Below are 23966 nucleotides of genomic sequence, written 5' to 3'. Positions count from 1 at the left end.
TCGTTCACGAGGTTGAGGCCGCGACGAGGACAATCTCGCCCGGCCAATCCGGTTGCAATTCTTCTGCCGCGCGCCAGGCCCGCAGGCCAGTGGCGCAGCAAAGTGCTAGCCTTTTATCCTTATTAGGCTCTGTTTTGATGTTTGCAGTAGTCGTGCGCCGCGCGTTGGGATGGATCGGTTCAGGCGCTTCCTCTGCGCTGCGGAGTTCGACGATCACATCGTCCGCGCGCAATTGGTTAGCAGACAGGAATGAGAAATGCCGTGCAGGCTCCGGGGCGCCATCAAAACGAAACGTGGTGCTGCGAAAGGTCCGCGCGTCAAACTGCACCATCTGACCCAAGGGCGAGGGTTGCAGGCCAAGGATCAAGTTCAGCACCATCTGCGCCTGCATCGCACCCATGATCCCGACAACCGGGCCAAGCACACCGGCCGTTGCGCAACTGGCACCGCTGTCCGGCGCGTCGGGGAACACAGCCCGCAATGACGGAGCCCCACCGCAGAACCCGCCCACATAGCCGGTCAGCCCCAGCACCGAGGCGCTAATCAAAGGTTTGCCAAGGGCAAGGCAGGTGTCAGACAGAGTATAGCTTGCCGCATAGCTGTCGGCGCAATCCAGAACTAGATCGACTTGCTGAACAAATTCAGTGACATTCGCACTAGTTAGAGCCTGTTCTTCGGCAACAATATCGCACTCATCGTTCAACGCGCGGCAACGTTCAGCCGCGACCACGGCCTTTGGGCGGCCACAGTCAGACGGCGTGAACAACGTCTGCCGGTGCAGGTTTGACAGGGCGATCTCATCCCGGTCCATGATCGTCAGATGCCCGATCCCAGCCCCGGCCAGCAACGGCAGGACCGGGGCGGCCAATCCGCCCGCGCCCACCACCAGTACACGTGCGGCGGACAGGCGACCCTGCCCGTCTGCACCCAGTTCGGGCAGGATCGTCTGGCGGGCATAACGGCTCATCGCGTGACCTCAATCCATTCGCGCACACGGGATTCGGGGTCCGCGTTCAGCGTGATGTCAGTCACGACCGAGACGATATCCGCGCCCGCCTGCAACACACCCGGCGCGCGCTCAACGCTCATGCCGCCGATCCCGACCAAGGGGATGTCGCCCACGCGCGCCTTCCATTCGGTGACGCGGGGCAGGCCCTGCTGCTCCCACTTCATCTTTTTCAGAATGGTCGGATAGACCGGACCCAGCGCCACATAGTCGGGGTCCATGGCCAGTACCCGTTCCAGTTCGTCGTCATCATGGGTTGAGACGCCCAGTTTCAGCCCGGCCTTGCGGATCGCGTTCAGATCGGCCTCATCCAAATCTTCTTGCCCCAGATGAATCCAGTCGCATCCGGCCTCAATGGCGGCCTGCCAGTAGTCATTGACCACCAGAACTGCACCATGCTGGCGGCACAGATCACGCGACAAAGCAATCTGTTCGCGCACCACCGCGTCAGGCTGATCCTTGATCCGCAACTGCACCAGCTTGACCCCAAGGGGCAGCATCCGCCGCAACCAGTCGGAATGATCGAAGATCGGGTAGAACCGATCCAATCTCATGACAAAAACGCCTTTCCGATCACGGGGGTCGAGGGCTCGGCCATATCGCGCGCCTCAATCGGGTCGGCCTGATGCGCCAGTTGCCCGGCAAGGGTCGCCTGCATCATGGCCCGCGCCATGGCCACAGGATCACCCGCCCGCGCGACAGCCGTGTTCAGCAGAACGGCGTCATAGGCCAGCTCCATCGCGTGCGCGGCATGGCTGGGCAGACCAATGCCCGCGTCAATCACCAACGGCACATCAGGAAATTCTGCCCGCATGGCGCGCAAAGCGTATTCGTTGTTCAACCCCCGCCCCGAGCCAATCGGCGCGCCCCAGGGCATCAGCACCTCACACCCAGCCGCCAGCAGACGTTCGCCCACGATCAGATCGTCGGTGGTGTAGGGAAAAACCTCAAACCCGTCCTCGGTCAGAATGCGTGCGGCCTCGACCAGTTGGAACACATCCGGTTGCAGACTGTCCGTGTGGCCGATCAACTCCAGCTTGATCCACTTTGTGTCGAACACTTCTCGCGCCATATGGGCGGTGGTCACGGCCTCTTTGACCGTATGGCACCCGGCGGTGTTCGGCAGAACCAACACGCCCAGATCGCGGATCATCTGCCAGAATGTCTGCCCCGCCCCGGATTCGCGGCGCAGTGAGACGGTGGCCACACCCGCGCCGCTATCGCGAAACGCCTGTTCCAGAATGGCAGGGCTGGGATATTGCGCCGTGCCCAGCATCAGCGGGTTAGGCAATTCGGTGCCGTAAAACTGTTTCATCCTCAGCCCCCCTGCATCGGCGCAAGGATTTCGACCCGGTCGCCATCTGCCAATCTGTGGGCAATACGCAGGCTCGACGGTACGAATTCTTCGTTCACCGCCGTTGCGACCCGCCCCGAGACTCCGCGTTCCACCAGCAGTTCCGCTAATGTTAGAGCCTGAATTTCCTGGGGTTCACCATTAAGCACGATCTTCATCGACCATCTCCGAATGTTTGTTGTCCAGCGCCAGATCCGCCACACCCTGCGCCAGCGCCGGGGCCAGCAGATACCCGTGGCGGTACAGGCCATTGGCATAGATCGTGCGCCCCAGCCGCCGGATACGTGGCAGGTTGTCGGGAAAGGCCGGGCGCAGATCGACGCCGATCTCCAGCACCTCGGCCTCTCCGAATGCGGGGTTGAGCGCATAGGCCACGCTGAGTAATTCCAACATCGAGCGCGCAGTGATGCGGCTGCTGTCCTCACTCTCGATCATCGTAGCGCCCAGCATATAGATGCCCTCGCCCCGTGGCACGATGTAAAGCGGCATCCTGGGGTGCAGCAGGCGTACCGGACGGGTCAAAGAGACATCAGGGCAGCGGATCACCAGCATCTCACCCTTCACACCGCGCAGATCGTGCAGCACCTCGCGCGCGTGCAGCCCCCGGCAATCAATCGCGTTTTCCAACCGCGCCGGGGCAAGCTTGCGATGAAATTCGACACCGTGGTTCAGCAGGTGAGCGTACAGGTCCCGCAACGCCTGACGCGGGTCGAGATGCGCCTCATCTGCGAAATACAGCGCCTTGGTGAAGCCATGCAAATCAGGCTCTAACTGGGCTATTTCGTGGGATTCAACCTCGCCAAACCCCTCGGTCCGGCGCCCAAAACGGCGCAGGTCGGGTAAGTCACGCGGGTTGGCCACAACCAGTGTTCCGCGCCGCTGAACCGAAGTGTGCCTTGCCCACCACTCCAACGCGGTCTGCCCTAGACGCAAAACAGGCTCCTCGGCGCTTTCGAACTCACACCACGGGGCCAGCATGCCCCCGGCCCACCACGAGCACCCATGCGGACCCGGCGGGCCAGCAGGATCAAAGACCTGTACCTTCGCGCCCCGAGACACCAGCTCGGTCGCGACGGCCAGACCTGCGACGCCCGCGCCTATGACCGACCAGACCGTCACGCAGGCCAAACCTGATGAAAGTGATGAACCGGCCCGTGACCATTGCCAATCTTCAACTCATCCGCCCGGGCGATCGCCCCCTGCAGATAGCGATGCGCCTGACCAACGGCGTCAACCAACCCAAGCCCCTGCGCCAGTCCTGCCGCAATAGACGAGGACAACGTGCAGCCCGTGCCGTGGGTGTTTCGCGTTGCGCGCCGGGGGGCCGTGAATTCAGCGACCAGCCCTGTGGGCTCGATCAACAGGTCATAGCAAATCTCGCCACGCCCATGGCCGCCTTTCATCAACACCGAACCCGCCCCCAAGGCGCACAGGGCCAGGCCCTGATCAATCATCTGTTCGGGTGTTTCCGCGACACGGCAGTCCAACAGGCAGGCGGCCTCGGGGAGATTGGGAGTCAATACGGCGGCCCGAGGCAGCAGGACATCCCGCAATGTCTGAACCGCTTCCTCTGCCAGTAAGGCGTCGCCCGACTTGGCGATCATCACCGGGTCCAGCACGACAGGCCCCTCAAACCCGGTAATCGCATCCGCAACCGTTTGAATAACTTCAGGCGTTGCCAGCATGCCGATCTTGATTGCACCCACATCCAGATCGGTCAGAACCGCATCAATCTGGGCCGCAACCACATCCAGCGGTATCCCATGCACCGCCGTCACGGCCTGCGTGTTTTGCGCCGTCACGGCGGTGATCACGCTGGCACCATAGACACCCAGGGCAGACATCGCCTTGAGGTCCGCCTGTATCCCGGCCCCGCCGCCACTGTCCGAGCCCGCAATAGTCAGGGCAATATGCGCCATATCGTTGCTCCATCATCAATGGGCAACGCAGCATGGAAAACGTCTGTTCGCGCTAGACCGTTCCCTACGCCGGTATTGCCCGGATCAGGTTCGATGGGTTAACGCATTCACGCCTCTCAGCCCTTTGATCAGGGCACCCCAACGGTTGGCGCGACCATCTCAGGCGCAGTGAAAATATTCAAGGGGATTTTGCGAGGCTCTGTCTCGCGCTCCGGGATATTTTCAGACAGATGAAGTGCGGATCCCCTGCTTCACCTGTCTATAAATATCTCGGGGGAGTCGCCCAAAGGGCGGCGGGGGCAAAGCCCCCTACCCGACTTCTCAGCCTTTCATACCGTCCCAAAAGGATTTGACGGATGAGAAAAAGCTTTTGGATTCCGGGTGGTTATCTTCGCCCAGATCATCAAACTCTTTCAACAGTTCTTTCTGACGGCTGGTCAGGTTCACCGGCGTTTCGACGGCCAGTTCGATGAACATGTCGCCAATGCCACCGCCGCGCAGCGCCGGCATACCCTTGCCGCGCAGGCGCATCTGGCGGCCCGATTGGCTGCCAGCCGGGATTTGCACGCGGCCGCGACCGCCATCGATGGTCGGAACCTCAATCGAACCGCCCAAGGCTGCCTTGGCCATGCTGACCGGCACGCGGCAGTAAAGGTTCACGCTGTCGCGTTCGAACAGTTTGTGATCCGAGACTTCGACAAAGATATAGAGATCACCCGGAGGGCCACCGCGCATCCCAGCCTCACCCTCACCCGCCAAACGAATGCGGGTCCCGGTTTCGACACCGGCGGGAATGTTGACGGACAGGGCGCGTTCTTTTTCCACGCGGCCCGCACCATTGCAGGATTTACAGGGGTTCTTGATGATCTGACCCAGACCCGAACAGGTCGGGCAGGTCCGTTCGACCGTAAAAAAACCCTGCTGCGCGCGGACCTTGCCCATACCGGAACAGGTCGGGCAGGTGGTCGGTTCGACGCCACTCTCCGCGCCCGTGCCATCACAGGCCGAACACGCCACCGCCGCCGGAACGCTGATGGTTTTCTGCAGGCCCGAGAACGCCTCTTCCAGCGTCACACGCAGGTTATAACGCAGGTCCGAACCGCGCGCGGCGCGACGTCCGCCACCGGCGCCGCCGCGCTGACCACCCATGAAATCGCCGAACAGATCGTCAAACACGTCCGAAAACGCGCTGGAGAAATCGCCCTGGCCAAATCCAGCGCCGGGACGGCCACCACCGCCCATGCCATTTTCGAACGCAGCATGGCCAAATCGGTCATAGGCTGCTTTCTTTTCAGCATCGCGCAGGACATCATAGGCCTCATTGGCCTCTTTGAACTGCGCCTCTGCATCCGGGTTATCCTTATTGCGGTCGGGATGCAGTTCTTTGGCCTTCGTACGAAAACCCTTCTTGATCTCGTCCGCCGATGCGCCCTTGGATACGCCGAGCACATCATAGTAGTCGCGTTTTGACATCAGTATTTCCTTCTGCCTCAACGTAATCGGGCCGGCCCGGCGAGCGGACCGGCCCGGATTGGCCCGGTTACCCGTTAGTTACGTTTGTCGTCGTCCAGATCTTCGAACTCTGCGTCGACAATGTCATCCTCTGCGGGCGCTTCGTCTGCCGCGGCAGGCTCTTCTTCGCCTTCTTCGGCTTGCGCCTTGTAGATGGCTTCGCCCAGCTTCATCGCGGCCTCGGTGACGTTCTGGATGCCCGACTTGATCTTGTCGGCATTCTCGGTTTCCAGCTCGTCCTTCAACGCGGCAATTGCCAGTTCGATCGCTTCGATGGTGGTCGGGTCGACCTTGTCGGCATGCTCTTCCATCGATTTCTCGGTCGAGTGGATGAGGCTTTCCGCCTGGTTCTTGGCGTCCACCAGCTCGCGGCGTTCCTTGTCGGCCTCGGCGTTTTCCTCGGCGTCCTTGACCATCTTGTCGATATCTTCGTCCGACAGACCACCCGATGCCTGGATGGTGATCTTCTGCTCTTTGCCGGTGCCTTTGTCTTTGGCCGAAACCGAGACAATGCCGTTGGCATCGATGTCAAAAGTCACCTCGATCTGAGGCATGCCGCGCGGCGCGGGCGGGATGTCTTCAAGGTTGAACTGACCCAGGATCTTGTTGTCCGCGGCCATTTCGCGCTCACCCTGGAAACAGCGGATGGTCACGGCGTTCTGGTTGTCCTCGGCGGTCGAGAAGACCTGAGACTTTTTGGTCGGAATGGTCGTGTTGCGGTCGATCAGGCGGGTGAATACGCCACCCAGTGTCTCGATCCCCAGCGACAGCGGGGTCACGTCCAGCAGAACCACGTCTTTGACGTCGCCCTGCAGAACACCGGCCTGAATGGCGGCGCCCATGGCAACAACTTCGTCCGGGTTCACACCCTTGTGCGGCTCTTTACCGAAGAATTTGGTGACCTCTTCGATGACCTTCGGCATCCGGGTCATACCACCGACCAGAACAACCTCATCCACGTCGCCAGCCGACAGGCCGGCGTCTTTCAGAGCGGCGGCGCAAGGCTTCATCGACTTTTTGATCAGGTCACCAACCAGCGATTCCAGCTTGGCACGGGTCAGCTTCATGACCATGTGCAGCGGCTGACCGTTCGAACCCATCGAGATGAACGGCTGGTTAATCTCGGTCTGCGAGGTCGAGGACAGCTCGATCTTGGCTTTTTCAGCGGCTTCTTTCAGACGCTGCAGGGCCATCTTGTCCTGAGACAGGTCGACACCGTGTTCCTTTTTAAACTCATCCGCCAGGTAGTTGACGATGCGCATGTCAAAGTCTTCACCACCCAGGAAGGTGTCACCGTTGGTCGACTTGACCTCGAACAGGCCATCGTCGATTTCCAGAATGGTCACGTCGAAGGTACCACCACCAAGGTCATAGACCGCGATGGTTTGGGTTTCTTCTTTGTCCAGACCATAGGCCAGAGCAGCCGCTGTCGGTTCGTTGATGATCCGCAGCACTTCGAGACCGGCGATTTTGCCCGCATCTTTGGTGGCCTGACGCTGTGCGTCGTTGAAATAGGCCGGAACGGTGATGACCGCCTGTGTGACTTCCTCACCCAGATAGCTCTCGGCGGTTTCCTTCATCTTACCCAGAGTGAAGGCCGAGATCTGGCTTGGGGAATACTTGTCGCCACGGGCTTCGACCCATGCGTCGCCATTGCCGCCATCGACGATGGCATACGGCACCATTTTCTTGTCTTTTTCGACTTCGGCATCATCCACACGACGACCGATCAGGCGCTTGACGCCAAAGATCGTGTTGTCGGGGTTGGTGACCGCCTGACGCTTTGCAGGCTGACCGACCAGACGCTCATCTTCTGTGAAGGCGACGATCGAGGGCGTGGTCCGCGCCCCTTCGGCGTTTTCGATGACCTTCGGCTGCGAGCCGTCCATGATGGCCACGCACGAGTTGGTGGTTCCGAGGTCAATCCCGATTACTTTTCCCATATGTTCAATCCCTTTCTCTTCAAGGCGATGTCCGAGGTCCGAACCCGTTATGGCACCCGGCCTCGATCTGATTTGCGCAAGGGCCCTACACCGTCGCGCGTCCCGGCGTATATAAGGGCGGGACGAATGGCCTGCAAGCGTTGTAAATCGCAGGTTTTCGGGAATCTGTGGCCTTTTTCGGCAAGGTTTTGGCAAGGATCGGGGAATCTTGGATGGCGCGGCTGAATTTACGCGGGTTTGACATTCACAAAGCACATCTGGACAGCGCGGCGCAGGCCCGGCTGGTTGATCTGCTGCGCCCGATTCTGAAAACCGCGCCACTGTTTCGCCCGGTCACGCCCTCGGGCAAGGAAATGTCAGTACGGATGACTTCGGCCGGGGCATTGGGGTGGGTCACCGACCGGGCCGGGTATCGGTATCAGCCGCAGCATCCCAAAGGCGCGGCGTGGCCCGCGATCCCCGCCCCCATCCTGGACCTTTGGCGCAACCTTGCCAGCACGGAACGCGATCCCGATTGCTGTTTGATCAACTACTACGGCGAAGGGGCCCGAATGGGGTTGCATCAGGATAAGGATGAGGCCGATTTTTCCTGGCCCGTCCTGTCAATCTCACTGGGGGATGACGCGTTGTTTCGCATCGGCAACCAGACCCGCGGCGGCAAGACCGAGTCGATCTGGCTCAGCTCGGGTGATGTGGTGATCATGGGCGGACCGGCGCGGCTGACCTATCACGGTGTTGACCGTATCCGGTTCGGATCGTCCAAGCTTTTGCCAAAAGGCGGACGGATCAACCTGACCCTGCGTGTGGCAAACTAGCGCCGCGCGCTCCAGCTTTGAGAGATGTGCTGGCGTGAAAAGAAAATGCCCAGCAAGCCGATCAGCAACAGCGCCAGACCCACCCATAGCGCATATTCCCAGCTGGAGTTTCGCGGAAAGTAGTTCCGAAACACAAAGCCGCGGCACTGATCAATAATGTGGAACAGTGGGTTCCAGGCAAACATCGCCAACGTGGCCCCGCCCAGCGCATTCCCCAAAAACATCTTACCCGAAAAGATCATGTTCAGGCGGCGATAGATGTTACTGATGATGGTGGCCGCAGTCGGAAACCAGGGTGTCAGGGCCATTAGCACGATACCGACCGAACATCCGGTGAACCAAGACAGGATCATCATGCCAAACGCGCCGCCCGGATCCTGTATCTCAAGCGGCGCAACGATCACGCTGTACAGGCTGAGGATGATGAACACCGTCATAATCTGTGTGTATAGGGTTGCGAACGCGGTCGCCAACAACATCACCATCATATTCATTGGTGAATGCAGCATCATCGGATTGCCACCTGTGCTGACCCCGGCAACCGCAGAGACGGATTTTATGTGCATCAGGAAAAGAAAGACACCCGACAGCAAATACAGGATAAATTCGCCCCGGACGCGGGAAATACGCGGTCCCATAAAGGACATGATCGCGTAAAACACTGCAACCATGACCAGAACCTGAAGAATGCTGATCAGAATCGCCAGCAATGCATTGCTGTGGCTTGAACGAATGTTTCGAACAACCGCGTGAAAAATCAGCTCAAGCGTTGTGAACGCGCCGCCCAGCAGTGATTGGTTTCGCTTATACTGATACACCCGAAGCGTCTTTCCCGTTTTTTCGCCTGCATCCTGCCACGAATTTCTTGCCGATCCGTAACCCGCGCATCATAAGGCCGTCAGGATATTCTATCAACAAACCACAGGAACGGAGCATTTTTGTGACCTACGACGCCCTCATCCCTGTCATCCGACGTCTGGCCCTGGAAGCGGGGGACAAGATCATGGAGATTTATGAGGCAGATGATTTCGACGTCAAAGTCAAATCCGATGCCAGCCCCGTGACCGAAGCGGACGAGGCCGCCGATGCCCTGATCTCGGCCGGTTTGCGCGCGGCGTTCCCCGACATCCTGCTGGTGACCGAAGAACAGGCCGCCTCGCATTCCGAAAAAGGCGACACGTTCCTGATTGTTGATCCGCTGGACGGCACCAAGGAATTCATCGACCGCCGTGGCGATTTCACCGTGAACATCGCGCTTGTGGAAAACGGCGTACCGACCCGTGGTGTGGTCTATGCCCCGGCCAAGGGCCGCATGTTCTACACCCAAGCCGATGGGAAATCGGTCGAGGAAACCGGCGCGTTGGACAAGGCGCAGGCTGGTGAGGTGACGGCGATCTCAGTCTCTAAACCGGACAATTCGGCGCTGATGATCGTGGCGTCGAAATCACACCGGGATCAGGCGACCGAGGATTACATCAACAAATATCAGGTGAAGGACAGCAAAAGCGCGGGCTCGTCGCTCAAGTTCTGTCTGGTCGCTACGGGCGAGGCCGATCTGTATCCCCGCGTGGGCCGCACTATGGAGTGGGATACGGCCGCTGGTCACGCCGTTCTGGCCGGTGCAGGTGGCGATGTCGTGCGTTTTGATGACCACACGCCGCTGCGCTACGGCAAAGACGCATATGCAAACCCGTTCTTTATCGCCTACGCTCCGGGTGTTGAGTTGAAGGAGGCCTGATGTCCGTTCTGATCGCCATTCCCGCCCGTTACGCCTCGACCCGCTATCCGGGCAAGCCTCTGGTGCCATTGACCGGGGCCAGTGGCAAAGCGATGACCCTGATCGAACGGTCGTGGCGCGCGGCCTGTTCGGTCGCAGGCGTGGACAAGGTGGTTGTAGCCACAGATGACGACCGCATCCGCGCGGCGTCGGAAGGTTTCGGGGCCGAGGTCGTGATGACCGCGGACACATGCCAGAACGGCACCGAACGCTGCGCCGAAACCCATGCAAATCTGGGCGCGGGCTATGACATCGTGGTCAACCTGCAGGGCGACGCGCCTCTGACGCCGCATTGGTTCGTCGAAGACCTGATCGCGGGCCTGCGGGCCGCGCCTGACGCGGGGGTGGCTACGCCGGTTCTACGCTGTGACGGCGATGCGCTGAACGGTCTGCTGAATGATCGCAAACACGGGCGCGTCGGCGGTACAACTGCCGTCTTCGCCGCCGACCACAGCGCGATGTATTTCTCGAAAGAGGTCGTGCCATATACGGCGCAAACCTATGGTGCGGATGACGACACCCCCGTGTTCCACCACGTCGGCGTCTATGCCTACCGCCCCGATGCGCTGGCTGCCTATCCCACATGGCCCGTCGGCCCGTTGGAGCAGTTGGAAGGGCTGGAACAGCTGCGTTTCATGGAAAACGGGCGCAAAGTTCTGTGCGTCGAGGTCGAAGCCAAAGGCCGCCAGTTCTGGGAGCTGAACAACCCGCAGGACGTGCCCAAGCTTGAGGCGATGATGGCCGCGATGGGCCTGGACTGAATAGTATTCCTAGCGGCGTGTTTACCCTCTGTGGACCGGATGCGCCGGATTTCGAAAGTTGGACGTTAAAGTGACTTACATACTTGTAACGGGCGGTGCCGGATATATCGGATCGCATGCCTGCAAGGCGCTGGCGCAGGCGGGCTATACGCCTGTGACCTATGACAATCTGATCACCGGCTGGCAGGACGCGGTGAAATTTGGCCCCTTTGAACAGGGCGACCTGCTGGACCGCGCCCGTCTGGATGAGGTTTTTGCCAAGTACCAACCCGCCGCTGTGATGCATTTCGCCGCCCTCAGCCAGGTGGGTGAGGCGATGTCCGAACCGGGAAAATACTGGAGCAACAACGTCACCGGCTCGCTGTCTCTGATCGAGGCCGCCGTGGCCGCCGGGTGCCTGAACTTTGTCTTTTCATCGACCTGCGCCACCTATGGCGAGCATGACAATGTGGTGCTGGATGAAGACACTCCGCAAGAGCCGCTGAACGCTTATGGCGCTTCGAAACGAGCTATCGAAGACATCCTGCGTGATTTTCAGGCCGCTTACGGTCTGAACCATGTGATCTTTCGCTATTTCAACGTGGCCGGGGCCGACCCCGAGGGCGAGGTCGGGGAATTCCACCGCCCCGAGACGCACCTGATCCCACTGATGCTGGACGCGATTGACGGCAAGCGCGACGGGCTGACCGTGTTTGGCACCGACTACGACACGCCCGACGGGACATGTATTCGCGACTATGTGCATGTCTGCGATCTGGTTGACGCCCATGTGCTGGGTCTGAACTGGTTGGAACAAGGCAAAGGCAGCCGCGTGTTCAATCTGGGCACTGGCTCGGGCTTTTCGGTGATGGAGGTCATCGGCCATTCCAAATCCGTCACCAACCGCGAGGTGCCCTATTCCATCGGCCCCCGCCGCGCGGGCGACTGTACCAAGCTGGTGTCGGGGTCCGTCCGCGCCGGGCAAGAGCTGGGCTGGCAGCCAAAAAGATCAACGTTAGAGACGATGATCGGCGACGCCTGGCGCTGGCACCAGAACGGCAATTACGAGAAGTGAGCCGCCGGTGAGAAGCCCCGCAACCGACCCTCTTCCCCCCATCGGGTGGGTACAAAAATACCGGTTGCGCCTGAAACGGCGGCGGCTGTTGTGGCGGTCTTTCCGCAGCCGCCATCAGCTGACCTGCCTGAATGACCGAACGGGGCAAATCAAACCCGGTGCCATTCTGGCCTTTACCACGCTTCGAAACGAAACCACCCGTCTGCCGTGGTTCTTCCGCCACTATCGCGGGTTGGGCGTCGATCACTTTCTGATGGTGGATAACGCCAGCGATGATGGCACGGCCGCGTTTCTGCGCGACCAACCGGATGTATCACTGTGGCAGACGCCCGCCAGCTATCGCGCATCGCGGTTTGGGCTGGATTGGTTGACATGGTTGCAAATGCGCTATGGCCACGGTCATTGGACCCTGATGGTGGATGCCGATGAGCTGCTGATCTATCCAGATCACGACACCCGATCCCTGCAAGATTTGACCGCAACACTGGACCAGCAGGGCCGGGTCGGTTTTGGCGCACTGATGCTGGACCTTTATCCCAAAGGGCCACTGGGAACGCAGGACTATGACCCCGAGACCGACCCGACCGAGGTTTTGGACTGGTTCGACCCCGGCCCTTACCGCGCGCAACGGCAAAGCCCGCTGGGCAATCTGTGGCTGCAGGGCGGGGCCCGCGAACGGGTTTTCTTCGCCGACCAGCCGCGCCATTCGCCCACCCTAAACAAAATCCCTCTGGTCCGATGGTCGCGCCGATATGCCTACGTGAATTCATGCCATTCCGCCCTGCCCCGACACCTGAACGCGGCCTATGACGGCCCGGATCAGGATGCCCAATCCGGCGTCCTGCTGCACACAAAGTTCCTGCCCGATGTGATTGAAAAATCCGGCGCGGACAAAGCGCGACGCCAGCATTTTCATGATCCGGACCTATTTGCGACATACTATGATGCAATCGAAAACCGTCCGACGATGTGGACACCAGACTCCGTGCGCTACGAGGGATGGGCCCAATTGCAGGGGATGGGACTGATGGGGAAACTTGGCTGAAAAGCAGCAGATCTGGCTAACGACTTTTAAAGGCGTTGCCATCAAAGATGTAAAAATGGCATAAATCGGCAATTGCCCGGCACCACTCTGGATCATCCAGCCCCCGGGCATGCTCGCGTAACAAAAAAGGTAGAGCAGACGCGTGAGCCTGTTGGATTCATATCGGATGAGGCTTCGGCGCAAGCGCCGTCTTGCGCGCTGCGTGTATAAACGGCGGCAACTCAAACCGGTATCCGACAAGACCGGCGATATCCGCCCCGACGACGTGTTGTTGATGAGCGTTCTGCGGAACGAAAAAATCCGCCTGCCCTATTTTCTGGACTATTACCGCAAGCTTGGGGTCAATCATTTCCTGTTTGTCGACAACAACAGCGATGACGGCTCGCGCGAATATCTGGCCAGTCAGCCTGATGCATCGGTCTGGTGTGCAAAGGCCAGCTACAAACAGGCATCCTTTGGGCTGGACTGGTCGAACTACCTGCTGCGCAAACACGCCCATGGGCACTGGGTTCTGACCGTCGACCCGGATGAGTTCTTTATCTATCCCTTCTGCGATACCCGCCCGATCCGTGCCCTGACCGATTGGCTGGATGGCTGCGCGGTGCGCAGTTTCGGCACCATGCTGATCGACATGTACCCGCAAGGCCCGGTAGATGCCGACCCCTATCACGAAGGACAGGACCCGTTCCAGATTGCCCGCTGGTTCGATGCGGGCAACTACATGATCACCAAGAACCCGGACTACAAGAACCTGTGGATTCAGGGCGGGCCGCGCGCACGGGTGTTTTTCCGCAACACCCCGTCAAAGGCGCCCGCGCTGAACAAGATTCCCCTGGTCAAATGGGACAAGCGCTATGTCTATGTCAGCTCAACCCACGCCTTGCTACCGCGGGGGCTGAATCAGGTTTATGACGATTGGGGCGGTGAAAAAGCCAGCGGCGCGTTGCTGCATGCCAAGCTGATCAGCACATTGACCGACAAGGCCGCCGAGGAAATGCAGCGCCGCCAGCATTACCGCCGATCCGGCGAATACCGCGCCTATGCCGACGGGCTTGAAGATAAGCCCGTGTTCTGGTGCGAACAGTCCGAGAAATTCATCAACTGGCGACAGCTTGAGATTCTGGGCCTGATGTCCAAAGGAAACTGGGCATGAGCAGTCTGGGCATCGTCATGCTGGTCCATACAGCCCTGCACCGGGCCGAGCAGGTGGCGCGCCATTGGACGGCCTCGGGCTGCCCGGTGGTGATCCATGTGGATCGCAAAGTGCCCGCGCGTGTTTATGCCGATTTCGCGGCCTCCTGCGCGGATGATCCGCTGATCCGGATGTCAGAGCGTCACACCTGCGAATGGGGCAGCTGGGGCATCGTCGCGGCCTCACAATCCGCCGCCGATCAGATGCTGCAAGAGTTTCCGGATGTCCACCATGTGTACCTGTCCTCGGGCGCTTGTCTGCCCTTGCGCCCTGTGAGAGAGCTGATCGACTATCTGGCCGACCGCCCGCGGGTTGATTTCATCGAAAGCGCCACCACTGCAGATGTCAGCTGGACCATAGGCGGGCTGGACCAGGAACGCTTTACCCTGCGCTTTCCGTTTTCCTGGCGCAGAAGCCGCAAACTGTTTGATGCTTATGTCAAACTGCAGCGTGCGCTTGGGATGCGGCGCAGGATTCCGGATGGGCTGACCCCGCATATGGGCAGTCAGTGGTGGTGCCTGACCCGTCAGACCCTGTCGGCCATTCTGCAGGACCCAAAGCGCAAGACCTATGACCGATATTTCCGGCGCGTCTGGATACCGGATGAAAGCTATTTCCAAACGCTGGCACGGCTGTATTCCACGCATATCGAAAGCCGGTCGCTGACCTTGTCAAAATTCGACTATCAGGGCCGGCCGCATATCTTTTACGACGACCACCTGCAATTGCTGCGCCGGTCCGACTGTTTCGTGGCGCGCAAGATATGGCCGCAGGCCGACAGGCTGTATCAGGCGTTTTTGACCGACCAGACCACTGCCATGCACCCAACCGAACCCAATCCCGGCAAAATCGACCGGGTCTTTTCCAAAGCGGTTGAGCGGCGCACCAAGGGCCGCGATGGCCTTTACATGCAAAGCCGGTTTCCGCGTCACGGCAGCGAAAACGGCCTGACCTCATCCCCCTATTCGGTGTTTCAGGGCTTTGCCGAATTGTTTGAGGGTTTTGAGCCCTGGCTGGAGGAAACCACAGGTGCCCGGGTGCATGGGCATCTGTTCGGCCCCGCCCGTGCCGAATTTGCCCAAGGGGTTTCGATCACCAACGGCGCGCTCAGCGATTGTGCGGTTCTGCGCGACTATAACCCCACGGCCTTTGTCTCGAACCTGATCTGGAACACACGGGGTGAGCGGCAGTGCTTTCAGTTCGGGCCGTGGGACACGCAAAAGATCAACTGGTTCCTGGCCCGCGACAGGAATGCGCAAATCTCGGTCATAACCGGCGCCTGGGCGATTCCGCTGTTCCGGTCGAACATGAACTTTGCCGATATCCGGGTTGAGGCCGCACGCCTGCAGCGGATTGAGACCAAACAGCTTGAGGTTCTGAACTCGGTCTGGACCAAAGCGCGGGTGCGCATCTGGTCGCTGGCAGAGTTTGTCGAATCCCCGATGGACCCATTGCAAACCGTCATTGATGAGATTGGGACCCGTCATCCCAACCACCTCACCGAAGCGCCGGTCATGGTTGATCTGTCGGGCTTTGGGAAATTCCTGCAAAATCTGAAAAACCAGGGGATGCACCCCTATCTGATGGGTGATTTTCCGGCTGATGATGTGTTCGGCGCGCGCGCGCAGCCGTTCAAGAAACCCTATTTGGTGCAATAACCCCTCATGGCGTCCCATTTCGATTACTTCGTCGTTCTTGCCGCGATGCGCACAGGATCCAACCTGTTGGAATTCAACCTGAACGCGCTGGACGGCGTCACCAGCCATGGTGAGGCATTCAACCCCCATTTCATTGGACGGCTTAAATCCGAGGATTTGCTGGGCGTCACGCTTGACGAACGCGATGAGGACCCGATGAAGCTCGTGCAGGCGATCAAATCCGCCCCCGGTGAAATCAATGGATTTCGCTTCTTTGATGGCCATGATCCCCGTGTGTTAGAGTGTGTTTTGAACGATCCAAGATGCGCCAAGATCATTCTGACGCGCAATCCGCTGGACAGTTATGTCTCGCTCAAGATCGCGCGCGAAACCAAGCAGTGGCAGTTAAAAAACATCAAGCGCCGCCGCGAAGCGCAGATTGAATTTGATGGCCCCGAGTTTGAGCGATACCTGGACCAGCAGCAGGGTTTTCAACTGCTGGCGCTCAACACGTTGCAAACCACCGGGCAAACTGCCTTCCACATCGCTTATGACGACCTGACCAATCTGGGGGTTTTGAATGGGCTGGCAGACTGGTTGGGGGTCTCATCCCGGCTGTCCGCGATCGACGATACGATCAAGCCCCAAAACCCCGAGCCGGTTTTAACCAAAGTCACCAACCCGGAGGAGGCCGAGCAGGCACTGGCGCAGATCGACAGTTTCAATCTGCACCGTATCCCGAATTTCGAACCCAGACGGGGTCCGGCTGTGGCGACTTATATCGCATCCCCTGAAACGCCGCTGATGTATCTGCCCATTCGCGGCGGGGTCGAAGGGGCCGTCAGTCAATGGCTGGCCGATCTGGACAAGGTCGGGCATGACAGGCTGATCACCAACCAAAACCGCAAACAGATGCGGCGCTGGCTGCAGGATCATCCGGGGCATCGCAGGTTCACGGTTCTAAGGCATCCGCTGGCACGGGCGCATACGGCGTTTTGCTCTCAAATCCTCAGCACCGAACCGGGGGCTTATGTGAAAATCCGCAATATGCTGCGCAACCGGTTCAAGCTGCCGATCCCCGGCCAGCTGCGCAAGGACAACTACCCGGTAGATCAACACTATGAGGCGTTTACGGCCTTTCTGACCTTTCTGCGTCAGAACCTGGCCGGGCAAACCCCGGTGCGGGTGGATGGGGTCTGGGCCAGCCAGTCGCAGATTTTGGAAGGCATGGCCTCATTTGCGCTGCCCGACCAGATTCTGCGCGAGGATGAGATCGCAACAGCCTTGCCTGAACTGGCGCAGCGCCTGGGTCACGTCACCCCGCCCACGCCACGGATTTGCGCCCCGGATGCGCCCTTCGCCCTTGGCGAGATTTACGACCCACAGCTTGAGGCGCTGGCGGTAGACACCTACCAGCGCGACTATATGCAGTTTGGGTTTGGAGACTGGAAACCGATTACGGGCGCAGCGTGATCAGGGTTCCCCGGCCAACCATCGCGTAAATCTCTTCCATCTCGTCATTTTTGACGGCGATGCATCCTGCGGTCCAGTCCGGCGTCTTGGTCGCGCGCTTGCGTTCCTTGCGGCGATTGGGCTGACCGTGGATAAAGATGTCGCCCCCCGGATCAACACCAGCCGCCTTGGCCTGCGCCACGTCCTGCGAATTCGGATAGGAAATACCCAGCGACAGGTGATAGCGGCTGTTGGGGTTGCGGCGGTCGATCAGATAGGTGCCTTCGGGCGTGCGGCCATCCCCACGTTTGGTTTTGGTCCCGTTCGGGGCAAAGCCCAGATCAACCTTGTATTCCTTGAGAATGGTTTCGTTGTGCAGAAGATACATCTTCCGCGCGCCCTTGTTGATGACCAATGAGGTCACCTCGGGGCCATCATAGGTAAGAATACGAGGGTTAGCCGAGGCGCAGGCCGAAAGGCCCAACGTTGCCACAGCACCCAATCCAAATGCTCGACGATCCATAGTTTCACTGCCTGCTCTTTTTTTTTCAGCATTATGCCAGAATCTGAAAAAACTGAAATCACTTTTTGCTGTGTGATTGCTCGGTCAGGCGACGCTCGATGCTTTCCAGCCGTTCCAGAACCTCATCCCGATAAGCGTCGGTCTTGACCTCGTCCTCGGCGTGGTGGGCATCCTGCATCGAGTTCACGATCAGACCCACCAACAGGTTCACCACCGCAAAGGTGGTAACCATGATGAACGGCACAAAGAACAGCCAGGCGTAAGGATAGACCTCCATCACCGGGCGCACGATGCCCATGGACCAGCTTTCCAACGTCATGATCTGGAACAGCGTATAGGCCGACAGGCCCAGATCGCCGAACCAATCGGGAAAACTGTTTGAGAACAGCTTGGTCGAGATCACCGCCCCGATGTAGAACAGGATCGCCATCAACAGGAACACGCTGGCCATCCCCGGCAGGGCCGAAATGAACCCTTCGACCACACGGCGCAGACGGGGTGCCACCGAGATGACGCGCAAAACCCGCAGGATACGCAAGGCCCGCAGCACCGACAGCCCGCCCGCACTGGGGATCAGCGCGATGCCAACGACGATAAAGTCAAAGATATTCCAGCCATTGGTAAAGAACCGCCGACCCGTCGCGACCAGTTTCATCGCGATTTCCGCCACGAAGATCGCAAGGCAAAGGCTGTCCAGGGTGACGATCAGGGGGCCTGCAGCCTCCATTATCGTGGGCGATGTTTCCATGCCCAGCAGAATGGCGTTGAAGATGATGACCCCGGTGATAAACCGGCCAAAAACGGGATTTTCGATGATGCCCAAGAGGCGGTGGCTCAATCCCATTTGGATCTTCTCCTGTCTGCTCATGATGCGGGCCCCAAGACAAAGCGTGCGGCAAGTTCGGTATGTGACGACCACCGAAATTGGTCCACCACCTGTACCCATTCAAGGGTGTAACCTGCGTTAACCAGCGTTTTTGCATCGCGGGCAAAGGTCACCGGGTTGCAGGAAACATAGGCAATCACCGGGCGCTGCGCCTGCGCCAGTTCGGTGATTTGCGCCTCGGCGCCCGCACGGGGTGGGTCGATGACCACGGCGTCAAAGGATTTCAATTCATCCGGCATCAGGGGGCGGCGGAACAGATCGCGCGCCTCGGTCATGACTTTCTTGAGGCCCTGCGCGCGACGCCAGCCCTGATCCAGCGCCTCTGTCATCGCAGCCTCACCCTCAACCGCGTGCACCTCGGCACCGGCAGCGAGGGGCAGAGAGAAGGTTCCGCATCCTGCAAACAGATCGACGATCCGCTTTGCGCCCTGCGTTGCCTGCAAAACCGCCTGTAACAGAGCCTGTTCTCCGTCCTTCGTGGCCTGCAGGAAAGCCCCGGGCGGTGGCACCACATTGGCCGCGCCAAACCTTTGAACCGGGGCGTGGCGCATGGCGATCACCTCACCCTCCCAGCTGAGCCGGGCCAGACCGTGTTTCTCGGTCGCTTGCGCCAGGGCCAGTTCCAACGGGCCGTCCAGCGGCTTGCCGCCTTTGACCGACACATCCAGCCCGGCGTCGGACAGGGTCAGCGTCACGGCCAGCACGCCTTTGCGGCTGCCGCCCAACAGCGCCAGCGCTTCGGCCACGGGAATGGCTTCTATCAGATCGGGATGCAGCAGGTGGCAATCGGGAATTTCCGTGATGGTGTCCGAAGCCCGGCCATGAAACCCCGCAAGCGTTCCCTTTTTCGTCCGCCTCACCGCAATTGTTGCCCGACGGCGGGACCGGTCGGGCGAGGTGTGAATGGGCCGCATCGGGGCATCGAGCCCCTGCGCGGCCAGCGCGTTGCGCACCACCTCGACTTTCCAGCCAGCGACGAAATCATCAGCCGCGTGCTGCAACTGACATCCGCCGCAGGCTTTGTAGTGGCGACACGGTGCCTTCACCCGCTGATCGGATGGGGTTTCAACCCGTATGTCCTGCAGAAACTGACCCAGCAATGTGCCGCTGACCACCTCACCCGGCAGGGTACGAGGGGCGTAAACGGGGCCATCGGCAATGCCGTCGCCCTGATGACCAAGGCGGGTTATCGTGTACTGCTGTGTCATAAGGGGCCTGATACCGGGGCTTTGCGCACAACAAAAGCCCTATGGGTCCTTTGCATCTATATTGGATCGAAATACGCTGCCTCTCCCTTCGGTCGAACGCGCATTCCGGTGCTACATTGGCCGGAAATGCAAAGGTCCCTTATTCTGCCGCCTCGGCCTGAATGAACCCACCCGATTGGCGATGCCAGAACCGGGCATAAAGCCCGCCTTGCTCCAGCAAGGCGTCATGGGTCCCTGCCTCAACAATACGGCCCTGATCCAGCACGACGATCCGGTCCATCTCGCTGAGTGTGGAGAGGCGATGCGCGATGGCTAGCACCGTCTTGCCCTGCATCACCCGGTGCAGCGCGGTCTGAATCGAGGCTTCGACCTCGGAATCCAGGGCCGAGGTCGCCTCATCCAGCACCAGAATCGGCGCATCCTTCAGAATGGCGCGCGCCAGGGCAATCCGCTGCCGCTGCCCACCGCTGAGTTTCACGCCACGCTCCCCAAGATGCGCGTCATAGCCCTTGCGGCCATGGGCGTCTTGCAGGCCAAGGATGAACTCATGCGCTTCGGCCTTTTGCGCGGCTGCGATCATCTCATCCTCAGAGGCATCTGGACGGCCATAGAGGATATTCTCACGCGCAGAGCGATTGAACATCGCGGTTTCCTGCGTAACCATGCCGATCTGACGGCGCAGGCTGTCCTGCCGGACCCGCGTGACATCCTGATCATCGATGCGAATAGCGCCTTTTTCACTGTCATAAAGCCTGAGGAGCAGCGAAACCAAGGTCGATTTCCCCGCACCCGACGCGCCCACAATGCCCAGTTTCTCGCCGGGGTGAACCACCATATCCACGTCGGACACCCCGCCCACATCGCGCCCATAGGCAAAGCTGATATGGTCAAACCGGATGCGGCCTTCGGACACGATCAGATCGGTTGCATCTGGGGCATCCTCGACCCGTTCGCGGTTGGTCAGGGTTTTCATGCCGTTCTCAATCTCACCCACATTGGCATACAGCCCCATCAGCGTGAAACTGACCCAGCCGGTCATCTGCGCGATACGGATCGACACGGCACCCGCGGCCACCACATCACCCGGAGTGGCGGACCCGCCCTGCCACAGCCACAGCGTGGCCCCAAGCAGCAGCACCGGCAGAACACCCGCCAATGTCATCAGGATGAACCGGAAACTGGCGGACAGACGGCCAAAATCCAGCGATCTTTCCCGCAGATCAACCATGGCATTGCGCGCTGCGTTGTCCTCGAATTCGGAATGGGCGAACAGTTTGACGGTTTTGATATTGGTGATCGTATCCACCACCTGACCGGACACCATCGCCCGCGCCCCCGCCCGCGCGGCGGATCGTTTGCGGATGCGCGGCAGATACCAGCGCACCAGCATGAAATACAGCACCAGCCACGCCGCAAAGGGCAGCATCACCAGCGGATGAATAGACCCTAACAAAAGCAAAGACCCCACCAACGAGGCCAGCGCAAACACAATGGCGCTGATCACTTCGGACACGACCGAGGACATCGCGTTTGACGTCTGCATCTGCTTTTGCGCGATCCGCCCGGCAAAATCATCGTCGAAATAGGTGACCGACTGGCCCAGCGTCCAGCGGTTCAGCTTGGCCAAAACCAGCGGCGCGATGTTGGGCATCACGATGTAATTGTTCGACAGCGAGGACAGGCCGAACAGCACAGGGCGTATCAGCATGAAAAACGCCACCGCACCAAGGATCATCCACAGATTATCGCCCGACAAAAACGCCTCGGGGCCGCTGGAGGTCGCGATGTCGATGACAAAGCCCAAAATCCAGGCCGTGCCCGCCTCCATCGCGCCAGCAAAGGCCGAGAAGGACGCCGCGACAAACAGCATTGGCCAGGCGCCCGACAAGGCCCAGCGAATAAACGCCCCCAGCGTCTGTGGCGGGGGCGTTTCAACATTTTTGAACGGGTTTATGAGGTCAGCAACCCTCATTCTGCGGCCTCCGGGTTCAGGAAGCCCCCAGATTGCCGCGCCCAGAACTGCGCGTAAAGCCCGCCTTGGGACAGAAGTTCGGCATGGCCGCCCTGTTCCACAATCCGACCGCCATCCATGACCAGAATGCGGTCCATTTGCGCAATCGTGCTGAGGCGGTGCGCAATGGCGATCACGGTTTTACCTTGCATCATGCCGTAAAGAGTTTCCTGAATTGACGCTTCGACCTCGGAATCTAGGGCGGATGTCGCCTCATCCAAGAGGAGGATCGGAGCGTTTTTCAGGATCACCCGCGCCAGCGTCACCCGCTGCCGCTGGCCGCCCGACAGCTTGACGCCGCGTTCGCCCACATGCGCATCATACCCGGTGCGCCCCTGCGGATCTTGCAGGTCTAGGATGAACTCATGCGCCTCAGCCTGTTTGGCGGCGGCGATCATCTGGTCCTCAGAGGCATCGGGACGAGCATACAGGATGTTGTCGCGCACCGACCGATGCAGCAGCGCACTGTCCTGCTGAACCATGCCGATGTGGCTGCGCAAACTGTCCTGCTTGACATGGGCGATGTTCTGACCGTCGATCAGGATCGCGCCCTGTTCCACGTCGTAAAACCGCAAAAGTAGCTTTACTAGGGTCGATTTCCCCGCACCGGATCGCCCGATCAAACCGATTTTCTCACCGGGTTTGATCGTCAGGTTGATGTGATCCAGACCACCCGTCTTGCGCCCGTAGTGATGCGACAGATCCTGAATATCGATCTGTCCCTTGGCCAGCTGCAAAGGCTTGGCATCCGCCGCGTCCAGCAGATCGATGGGCTGGGCAATCGTCTCCATCCCCTCGGCCACGACGCCAAGCTGACGGAAGAAACTGGTCAGTGCCCACATGATCCACCCGGTCATGGCATTCAACCGCAAGGTCAACGCGGTGGCCGCCGCAACCACACCAACCGAGGCACTGCCCTGCATCCACAGGGCGATGGCCCAGCCGACCACACCCACGATCAGCAGACCGTTCAGCGTGACCAGAACGGCGTCCATGATGGTGAAAATCCGCATCTCGATCTGAAAGGTGCGGCGCGTTTCCTCAATCGCTTCGCGGGCATAGTCCAGCTCTTGCGCGTCATGGGCGAACATTTTGACGGAATGGATGTTGGTATAGCTGTCCACCACGCGGCCCGTCACAGCGGATCGCGCATCGGATGCCGCCTGCGACGCGGGACCAACCCGTGCCACCGTCCAGCGCACCAGCAGCGCATACAGCGCGAACCAGATCAGCAGGGGCAACAGCAGGCGCGGATCCGCCGCCATCAGCAGGATCGCCGCGCCGATCAAATACGCCAGCGAGAATGAAATCGCGTCGAACACCTGAAACACTGCCTCACCCGCAGCGGGCGGCGTTTGCATGATGCGGTTGGCGATGCGACCGGCAAAGTCATTCTCGAACCAGCCCACAGACTGGCGCAGCACATGTTTATGCGCCCGCCACCGGATCAGGGTGCCAAAGTTCGGCAGAATCGTGTTGTTCAGCAGCAGCACGTCGATCACATGCAACAGTGGCCGCAGCAACAATACGAACACCGCCACCAGGATCAGCTCGGTCCCGTGGTCCTGCCAGACCTCGGCAGGCGAGCCTGACAACAGGTCAACAACCCGGCCCATATAGTAGATCAGCCCGACTTCAACCGCCGCGACGACGACGGAAATCAGCGCCGCCCAAAAGAACACCAGCTTAAAGGGCTGGGAATAGTCCAGCATAAAGGGCCACAGCCGCGTCGGCGGCGTGTCGGTTTCCTTATAGGCGACAAAAGGGTCAACGAGGTTTTCGAAATAGCGAAACATGGAGAGTGCTCCGATTGAGCAGAGAATTAGTCATGCGAAGAAAGATGGCGCCAGAACACCACCCCTACGGGTCAA

Annotated in this window: 22 protein-coding genes and 1 riboswitch; of the genes, 8 read left to right on the top strand and 14 right to left on the bottom strand. The window is 59.7% G+C overall.

Annotated elements, in window-relative coordinates:
• Window positions 1-4: 4 nt before the first annotated feature.
• From ACRZ94_RS10590 to dnaK, 8 genes are all read right to left on the bottom strand, one after another.
• A complete protein-coding gene (locus ACRZ94_RS10590) occupies window positions 5-967 on the bottom strand; it encodes a ThiF family adenylyltransferase (RefSeq protein ID WP_480653068.1) in 963 nt (320 codons plus the stop codon).
• The gene (locus tag ACRZ94_RS10585) at window positions 964-1560 is read right to left on the bottom strand and encodes a thiamine phosphate synthase (RefSeq protein WP_480653066.1); all 597 of its coding nucleotides are present in this window, start codon (window positions 1558-1560) and stop codon (window positions 964-966) included. Before ACRZ94_RS10585 ends, ACRZ94_RS10590 begins: the two co-directional genes overlap by 4 nt.
• A complete protein-coding gene (locus ACRZ94_RS10580) occupies window positions 1557-2321 on the bottom strand; it encodes a thiazole synthase (RefSeq protein WP_480797309.1) in 765 nt (254 codons plus the stop codon). Before ACRZ94_RS10580 ends, ACRZ94_RS10585 begins: the two co-directional genes overlap by 4 nt.
• A 2-nt stretch (window positions 2322-2323) precedes the next feature.
• On the bottom strand, window positions 2324-2518 hold the full coding sequence (thiS, locus tag ACRZ94_RS10575; RefSeq protein WP_480653063.1) for a sulfur carrier protein ThiS: 195 nt from the start codon (window positions 2516-2518) through the stop codon (window positions 2324-2326).
• Window positions 2502-3479, bottom strand: a complete 978-nt coding sequence (locus ACRZ94_RS10570) for an FAD-dependent oxidoreductase (RefSeq protein ID WP_480797308.1) — start codon at window positions 3477-3479, stop codon at window positions 2502-2504. The genes thiS and ACRZ94_RS10570 overlap by 17 nt, the downstream gene beginning before the upstream one ends.
• Window positions 3476-4279: a bifunctional hydroxymethylpyrimidine kinase/phosphomethylpyrimidine kinase gene (gene thiD, locus ACRZ94_RS10565; RefSeq protein ID WP_480797307.1), complete on the bottom strand. Its 804-nt coding sequence runs from the start codon at window positions 4277-4279 to the stop codon at window positions 3476-3478. Before thiD ends, ACRZ94_RS10570 begins: the two co-directional genes overlap by 4 nt.
• 44 nt (window positions 4280-4323) lie before the next feature.
• A riboswitch (TPP riboswitch) is annotated at window positions 4324-4430 on the bottom strand.
• Window positions 4431-4600: 170 nt separating this feature from the next.
• Window positions 4601-5752 (bottom strand): molecular chaperone DnaJ, encoded by a 1152-nt coding sequence (dnaJ, locus tag ACRZ94_RS10560; protein WP_480797306.1) that lies wholly within the window; start codon window positions 5750-5752, stop codon window positions 4601-4603.
• A gap of 74 nt (window positions 5753-5826) precedes the next feature.
• Window positions 5827-7734: a molecular chaperone DnaK gene (gene dnaK, locus ACRZ94_RS10555; protein ID WP_480797305.1), complete on the bottom strand. Its 1908-nt coding sequence runs from the start codon at window positions 7732-7734 to the stop codon at window positions 5827-5829.
• A gap of 212 nt (window positions 7735-7946) precedes the next feature.
• On the opposite strand from dnaK, the gene ACRZ94_RS10550 reads away from it, so the two are divergent.
• Window positions 7947-8549, top strand: coding sequence for an alpha-ketoglutarate-dependent dioxygenase AlkB family protein (locus tag ACRZ94_RS10550; protein WP_480797304.1), 603 nt, complete (start codon window positions 7947-7949; stop codon window positions 8547-8549).
• Here ACRZ94_RS10550 and ACRZ94_RS10545 read toward each other — a convergent pair.
• Window positions 8546-9367: an ABC transporter permease gene (locus ACRZ94_RS10545; protein ID WP_480797303.1), complete on the bottom strand. Its 822-nt coding sequence runs from the start codon at window positions 9365-9367 to the stop codon at window positions 8546-8548. The two genes, ACRZ94_RS10550 and ACRZ94_RS10545, sit on opposite strands and share 4 nt — an antisense overlap.
• A 122-nt stretch (window positions 9368-9489) precedes the next feature.
• On the opposite strand from ACRZ94_RS10545, the gene cysQ reads away from it, so the two are divergent.
• The 7 genes from cysQ to ACRZ94_RS10510 all read left to right on the top strand — a co-directional run bounded on the left by cysQ (window position 9490) and on the right by ACRZ94_RS10510 (window position 17488).
• The gene (gene cysQ, locus ACRZ94_RS10540) at window positions 9490-10287 is read left to right on the top strand and encodes a 3'(2'),5'-bisphosphate nucleotidase CysQ (protein ID WP_480797302.1); all 798 of its coding nucleotides are present in this window, start codon (window positions 9490-9492) and stop codon (window positions 10285-10287) included.
• Window positions 10287-11087: a 3-deoxy-manno-octulosonate cytidylyltransferase gene (locus ACRZ94_RS10535; RefSeq protein ID WP_480797301.1), complete on the top strand. Its 801-nt coding sequence runs from the start codon at window positions 10287-10289 to the stop codon at window positions 11085-11087. Before cysQ ends, ACRZ94_RS10535 begins: the two co-directional genes overlap by 1 nt.
• A 70-nt stretch (window positions 11088-11157) precedes the next feature.
• On the top strand, window positions 11158-12141 hold the full coding sequence (gene galE, locus ACRZ94_RS10530; protein WP_480653045.1) for a UDP-glucose 4-epimerase GalE: 984 nt from the start codon (window positions 11158-11160) through the stop codon (window positions 12139-12141).
• 7 nt (window positions 12142-12148) lie between these two features.
• Complete coding sequence (locus ACRZ94_RS10525) at window positions 12149-13186, top strand: glycosyltransferase family 2 protein (RefSeq protein WP_480797300.1); 1038 nt, start codon at window positions 12149-12151, stop codon at window positions 13184-13186.
• Between the two features lie 166 nt (window positions 13187-13352).
• Window positions 13353-14339, top strand: coding sequence for a glycosyltransferase family 2 protein (locus ACRZ94_RS10520; RefSeq protein WP_480797299.1), 987 nt, complete (start codon window positions 13353-13355; stop codon window positions 14337-14339).
• Window positions 14336-16036, top strand: a complete 1701-nt coding sequence (locus tag ACRZ94_RS10515; RefSeq protein ID WP_480797298.1) for a DUF5927 domain-containing protein — start codon at window positions 14336-14338, stop codon at window positions 16034-16036. Before ACRZ94_RS10520 ends, ACRZ94_RS10515 begins: the two co-directional genes overlap by 4 nt.
• 6 nt (window positions 16037-16042) lie before the next feature.
• Window positions 16043-17488, top strand: coding sequence for a nodulation protein NodH (locus tag ACRZ94_RS10510; RefSeq protein WP_480797297.1), 1446 nt, complete (start codon window positions 16043-16045; stop codon window positions 17486-17488).
• On the opposite strand, the gene ACRZ94_RS10505 is transcribed toward ACRZ94_RS10510, so the two are convergent.
• From ACRZ94_RS10505 to ACRZ94_RS10485, 5 genes are all read right to left on the bottom strand, one after another.
• Entirely contained in the window at window positions 17472-17990 is a 519-nt protein-coding gene (locus ACRZ94_RS10505) for a L,D-transpeptidase family protein (RefSeq protein ID WP_480653036.1), read from the bottom strand. The genes ACRZ94_RS10510 and ACRZ94_RS10505 overlap by 17 nt on opposite strands.
• A 58-nt stretch (window positions 17991-18048) precedes the next feature.
• A complete protein-coding gene (locus ACRZ94_RS10500) occupies window positions 18049-18834 on the bottom strand; it encodes an ion transporter (RefSeq protein ID WP_480653923.1) in 786 nt (261 codons plus the stop codon).
• A gap of 20 nt (window positions 18835-18854) precedes the next feature.
• Window positions 18855-20084 (bottom strand): class I SAM-dependent RNA methyltransferase, encoded by a 1230-nt coding sequence (locus tag ACRZ94_RS10495; RefSeq protein ID WP_480797296.1) that lies wholly within the window; start codon window positions 20082-20084, stop codon window positions 18855-18857.
• 139 nt (window positions 20085-20223) lie between these two features.
• Window positions 20224-22056, bottom strand: a complete 1833-nt coding sequence (locus ACRZ94_RS10490; protein ID WP_480797295.1) for an ABC transporter ATP-binding protein — start codon at window positions 22054-22056, stop codon at window positions 20224-20226.
• A complete protein-coding gene (locus ACRZ94_RS10485) occupies window positions 22053-23891 on the bottom strand; it encodes an ABC transporter ATP-binding protein (protein WP_480653030.1) in 1839 nt (612 codons plus the stop codon). The genes ACRZ94_RS10490 and ACRZ94_RS10485 overlap by 4 nt, the downstream gene beginning before the upstream one ends.
• Between the last annotated feature and the right edge of the window lie 75 nt (window positions 23892-23966).

The organism is Ruegeria sp. CH10, assembly GCF_056537125.1.
Note: the sequence above shows the minus strand (reverse complement) of the source record. Positions and strands in the feature narration are given on the sequence as shown.